This window comes from Planctomycetota bacterium, from assembly GCA_026387035.1.
Taxonomy (GTDB): Bacteria; Planctomycetota; Phycisphaerae; order FEN-1346; family FEN-1346; genus JAPLMM01.
Map to the genome: position 1 here is coordinate 1 of JAPLMM010000017.1, position 5,920 is coordinate 5,920.

3 protein-coding genes are annotated in these 5,920 nt (G+C 66.6%); all 3 read left to right on the forward strand.

The genetic code is table 11. The features are described 5' to 3' along the window. Positions 1-435: 435 nt before the first annotated feature. Positions 436-2,664 carry a glycoside hydrolase family 2 gene (locus tag NTX40_00505; protein MCX5647573.1) on the forward strand — a complete coding sequence of 743 codons (2,229 nt, stop codon included), beginning with the start codon at positions 436-438 and terminating at the stop codon, positions 2,662-2,664. A gap of 9 nt (positions 2,665-2,673) precedes the next feature. After that, positions 2,674-5,082, forward strand: coding sequence for a glycoside hydrolase family 127 protein (locus tag NTX40_00510; protein MCX5647574.1), 2,409 nt, complete (start codon positions 2,674-2,676; stop codon positions 5,080-5,082). Then, the coding region (locus NTX40_00515; GenBank protein ID MCX5647575.1) for a hypothetical protein at positions 5,079-5,920 on the forward strand (842 nt) is incomplete at its 3' end. The genes NTX40_00510 and NTX40_00515, both read left to right, overlap by 4 nt.

Here is a 5,920-nt window from a genome sequence, read left to right on the forward strand (position 1 = left end):
CACGGTGGAGTGCAACCCGCTCCTCGGGCCGCAACTGTTTGACCTCGTCGAGGACCTCGTGGCGGGCAAGCCGATTCCGAAGCGCGTCGTCGTCCAGGAAGGCGTCTTCACGCGGGACACCGCCAAGGAAGACATTAAGACACGCAAGTACTAAGCGGTGTCAGACAAGTTTTGCGCGGTGGGTCGGAGTTCACCCTGAGCGCAGCGCAGCCGAACGGGCAACCACCGCGGGCCCGGATTCGGCGGCGGGTGCCCGCCCCGGCGGGTAAACTCCGATCCGCCGCGCAGCAAGTTGACAGGATATGTCTGATATCGCCGCAGAGTAGCACCGGATGGGGCTTCGGAGGCAGGTCGCGCCGAACCCCCAACCTGCCCGCCTCAGACGGGTTTTCACCCGCTTCCGGGACGCGACCTTCGAAAAAAGGAGAGGTGACAATGCGTTTCGCTCTCGTATCGCTTGCCGTGCTCGTCCTGGGCGCCCAGTCGCCGGCGGCGGAGTGGAAACCGGCGGAAGGACCTCTCGTGACGCGATGGGCGAAGGACGTCTCGCCCGACAAGGTCCACCCGGAGTATCCGCGCCCCCAGATGGTCCGCAAGGACTGGCAGAACCTGAACGGCCTTTGGGACTACGCCATCGTCGCCAAGGACGCCCCCCAGCCGGAGAAGTACGACGGGCAGATCCTCGTACCGTTCCCCGTCCAGTCGGCGCTGTCGGGCGTGATGAAGGAGGTCGGCCCCGAGAAGTGCGTCTGGTACCATCGCACGTTTGTGACGCCGAACCTGGACGGCGGCAAACGCCTGCTCCTCCACTTCGGGGCCGTCGACTGGGAAGCCGCGGTGTACCTGAACGGCGAGAAGATCGGCGATCACCGCGGCGGCTACGACCCGTTCACGCTGGACGTGACCGACAAGTTGCGAAAGGACGCGAACGACCTCGCTGTCCGCGTCTGGGACCCGACGGACACGGGTTACCAGCCGCGCGGCAAGCAGGTCCTGAAGCCCCACGGCATCTGGTACACCGCGGTCACGGGGATTTGGCAGACCGTCTGGCTGGAGCCGGTGCCCAAGGCGCACATCGGCCGGCTGGTGCTCACCCCCGACGTGGACGGCAAGTGTCTGCGGCTGACCGCCAGCGCGGCGGGCGATGGCGACGCCCTGACCGTCGAGGCCGTCGCCACCGACGGCGGCAAGGCGGTCGGCAAGGTTTCGGGCAAGGCCGGCGCCGAACTCCGCCTGGCCGTGCCCGACGCGAAACTCTGGTCGCCCGACACGCCTCATCTCTACGACCTCAAGGTGCAACTGTGCGCCAACGGGAAGGTCGTCGACGCGGTCGCCAGTTACTTCGGCATGCGCAAGATCGAGATCGGCAAGGATGACAAGGGCGTCACGCGGATGCTGCTCAACGGCTCTTTTCTCATGCAGGTCGGGCCGCTGGACCAGGGCTGGTGGCCGGACGGCCTCTACATCGCCCCGACGGACGAGGCCTTCAAGTACGACGTCGAGATCACCCGGAAACTCGGCATGAACATGGCCCGCAAGCACGTCAAGATCGAGCCCGACCGCTGGTACTACTGGTGCGACAAACTCGGCCTCATGGTCTGGCAGGACATGCCCAGCGGCAACAACGCGACGCCCGAGGCCAAGAAGCAGTTCGAGGGCGAACTCAAGGCGCTGGTCGAGGGTTTCCGCAACCACCCCTCGATCATCATGTGGGTCGTCTTCAACGAGGGCTGGGGCCAGCACGACACCGAGCGGTACAGCAAACTCGTCAAGGACATGGACCCGAGCCGCCTCGTCAACTGCGCCTCGGGCTGGGCCGACAAGAACTGCGGCGACGTGCACGATATCCACAGTTACCCGAACCCGCGGTCGCCGAAGCCGGAGCCCGCGCGGGCGGCCGTCCTCGGCGAGTTCGGCGGCCTCGGCCTCGGCATCGAAGGCCACACCTGGAAGAAGGAGCACTGGGGCTACAAAGGCATGGCCGACCGCGACGAACTCACGGCCAGTTACGAGCGGCTCCTCCAGGCGGCCTACAAGTTGAGAGACACCGCCGGCCTCTCGGCCGCCGTCTACACCCAGACAACCGACGTCGAGATCGAGTGCAACGGCCTGCTGACGTACGACCGCGCCATCATCAAGCCGGACCTGGAGCGCGTGGCGGCCGTCAACCAGGGCGACTTCTCGCGCATCCCCCCGCCGCCCATCGTAAAGAATGTCGTGCCGACCTCCGAGGAGAAGGCCGCCGAGTGGCGGTACACCTTCGACAAGCCCGCCGACGACTGGACCAAGCCCGGCTTCGACGATGCGGCATGGAAGAAGGGCCCCGGCGGCTTCGGCACCGCGGCAACGTCGGGCGCCGTCGTCGGGACCGAGTGGAAAACTTCCGACGTCTGGCTGCGGCGTGAAATCACGATACCCGACGGGCCTTTCAGCAAACTCAGCCTGCGCGTCCACCACGACGAGGACGCGGAAATCTACATCAACGGCGTCCTGGCGGGCAAGTTCCCGGGCTTCACCTCGGAGTACGTGGAGGCGCCGCTGACGCCGGAAGGCAAGGCCGCCCTCAAGCCGGGCAAGAACACGATCGCGGTGCATTGCCGCCAGACGGGGGGCGGCCAGTTCATTGACGTGGGCATCGTCGAAATCCAGGAACAGAAAAAGTAGGAGCCAGCCATGAACGCTTGCTTGCGACTCGCCGGAGCCTGCGCCGTGCTGGTGATTCTCGGTCCGGCCTGGTCGGCGGAAGCGCCGAAGGATTATCCTCTTCAGCCCGTCCCGTTTAGTGCGGTCACCGTGTCCGACGGGTTCTGGGGCCCGCGGCTCGAGACGAACCGCACGGTGACGGTCCCATACGCTTTCAAGAAATGCGAGGAGACGGGCCGCATCAGCAACTTCGCAAAGGCCGCCGGCCTCGAGAAGGGAAAGTTCGAGGGCATCTTCTTCAACGACTCGGACGTGTACAAGGTGATCGAGGGGGCCGCGTATTGCCTGAAACTCCGCCCCGACGCGGACCTGGAGAAGTACGTGGACGGCGTCGTCGGCAAGATCGCCGCCGCCCAATGGGATGATGGCTATCTCTACACATTCTACTCCGTGCCAGAACATCAGCCGGAAAAACGCTGGACCAACATCGCCGCGAACCACGAACTCTACTGCGCGGGCCACCTGATAGAGGCGGCCGTCGCGTACCACGAGGCCACAGGCAAACGAAAACTGCTGGATGTGGCGATCCGGCTGGCGGACTACATCGATTCGGTGTTCGGCCCCGGCAAGCGCCGCGACCCGCCGGGCTGCCAGGTAGTGGAAATCGGCCTCGTGCGCCTCTACCGCGCGACCGGCGAGCGGCGCTACCTGGACCTTGCGAAGTTCTTCCTGGACCAGCGCGGCCGGCCGGAGGGGCACAAACTTTACGGCCCGTACAGCCAGGACCACAAGCCGGTCGTCGAGCAAAGCGAGGCTGTCGGCCATGCCGTCCGGGCCGGGTACATGTACTCGGCGATGGCCGACGTCGCCGCCCTCACGGGCGACGAGGCGTACCGGCGGGCCGTCGGCTGCCTCTGGGAAAACGTCGTCGGGCGCAAACTCTACATCACAGGGGGCATCGGGGCGCGCGGGCATCGCGAATCGTTCGGCGACGACTACGAACTGCCCAACGCGTCGGCCTACAACGAGACGTGCGCCGCCATCGCCAACGCCCTCTGGAACCACCGCCTGTTCCTCCTCGAGGGCGACGCCAAGTACCTCGACGTCCTCGAACGCGTCATCTACAACGGGTTCCTCTCGGGCATCTCGCTCGCGGGCGACCGCTTCTTCTATCCGAACCCGCTGGCCGCCGACCGCCGCGGCCGCGAGCGCCAGGCATGGTTCGGCTGCGCCTGCTGCCCCCCCAACGTGGCGCGATTCATCCCCTCCGTGCCGGGCTACGCCTACGCGCACACCGCCGACGCCGTCTATGTGAACCTCTTCATCGGCGGAAGCGCGACCGTCCCGCTGGGCGCGAGCGCCGTCGTGCTCCGCCAGGAGACGAACTACCCGTGGGACGGCGAGGTCCGCATCACGGTCGAGCCCAAAACGGAGGCCGAGTTTACCATCAACGTCCGCATCCCCGGCTGGGCGAGGAACGAAGTTGTGCCGAGCGACCTTTACGCGTTTCTCGACCGGAGCGACGAGGCCGTCGCGCTCCAGGTCAATTCCAAGCCCGTCGCGCTGGAGGTCGAGAAAGGTTTCGCGCGCCTTCGGCGCCGGTGGAAGAGCGGCGACGTGATAAGCCTTTCGCTTCCGATGCCCGTGCGGCGCGTCGTCGCCCACGAGGCTGTCAAGGACGACGCCGGCCGCGTCGCCCTCGAGCGGGGGCCCGTCGTTTACTGCGCCGAAGGGATCGACAACGGCGGGAGCCTGGGCGCTCTCCTTGTGCCGGACGGCGCGAGGCTCGAGGCCCGGTTCCGCAAGGACCTCCTGGGCGGCGTGGCGGTCGTCACGGGCCGGGCGGAGTCGCTCGCGCGGAACGAGGACGGGTCGATCCGCCGGACGCCGGTCGAACTGACGGCCATTCCGTATTATGCCTGGGCGCATCGCGGTCCGTGCGAAATGGCCGTCTGGCTCGCGCGCGACGAATCGAAGGCTCTGAAGCCGGCTTCGGCGCCAACGCTGGCGTCGCGGAGCCGCGCCCGCGCCTCGCACTCGAATCCCGGCGACACGATCGCGGCCCTCAACGACCAGGTGGAACCGAGCGGGAGCGGCGACAGCGCGATCCCGCGATTCACGTGGTGGGACCACCTGGGTACGGCCGAGTGGGTTGAGTATGAATTTTCCAAGCCGGCGACCGTTTCGGCCATCGAGGTGTACTGGTTCGACGACATCGGCCTGGGCCAGTTCCGCGCCCCGAAATCCTGGCGCCTCCTCTACAAGGACGGCGGCGAATGGAAACCCGTCAAGACAGACGCCGAGCCGGGCACGAAGAAGGACCAGTTCAACCGCCTGGCGTTCGAGCCGGTCCTCGCGGAAGGCCTGCGGATTGAAGTCCAGTTGCAGCCGGGGCGCTCCGGCGGCCTCCTCGAATGGAAGGTCCAGGAGGCGAAGTGAAAGCGCCCGGCGCCGAGCCGGCTTCATCCTCCAGCACATGCCTGGTCAGCAAGTACGGCTACGGCTACGCCGCCGGCACCGGCCCGTTGATGGACTTCACCGATCCGGCGGGCACCGTCACCCAGACGACCCAGGACAGGCTCGGCCGGGTGGTCTCGGTGGTCGAGGACCAGGGCAGTGGTCACATCGAGCGGACCACCACCTACCTATATGATCAGTACTCCTCGGGCTACTACGACTCCATCACCGCCGCCAACGGCGCCGAGGCAGACCAGGTCACCAAGTTCTGGCACACCGACACCGTGGACGCCTCGGCGGTAACCAAGATCACCTATCCCGAAACCGGCGAGATCACCTACGCCTTCGGCCGCGACGGCATCCCCGCCACCCGCACCGACCAGCGGGCCTGGACCACCACCTACACCGCCGACGGCTCCGGGTGGATCGCCCAGGAAAGCATCAGCGGCACGGGCCTGGTCGGCACCGGCAAGGTCACCGCCGCCTACGACGGCATCGGCCGGCTGACCCAGGTCACCGACAACAACGGCAAGGTCAGCGACGAGTACTCCAAGGTCACCTACGGCTACGCCTGGGACGACGACACGGCCGAGACCACCGTCACCGAGACGCACTACCTCAATGGCAGCCAGATCGGCGCCGTCGCCAGCATCTTCAACACCGACGGCATGCGCAGCAAGCTGACCTACCCCAACAGCCGGTACATCACCTTCAGCCACGACGGCCTCCACCGCCTGGACACCATCACCGACGACGACTCGACCGTCCTGGCCGACTACGACTACAAGGGCTACTACCTCCACCAGCGGGACTCCAACGG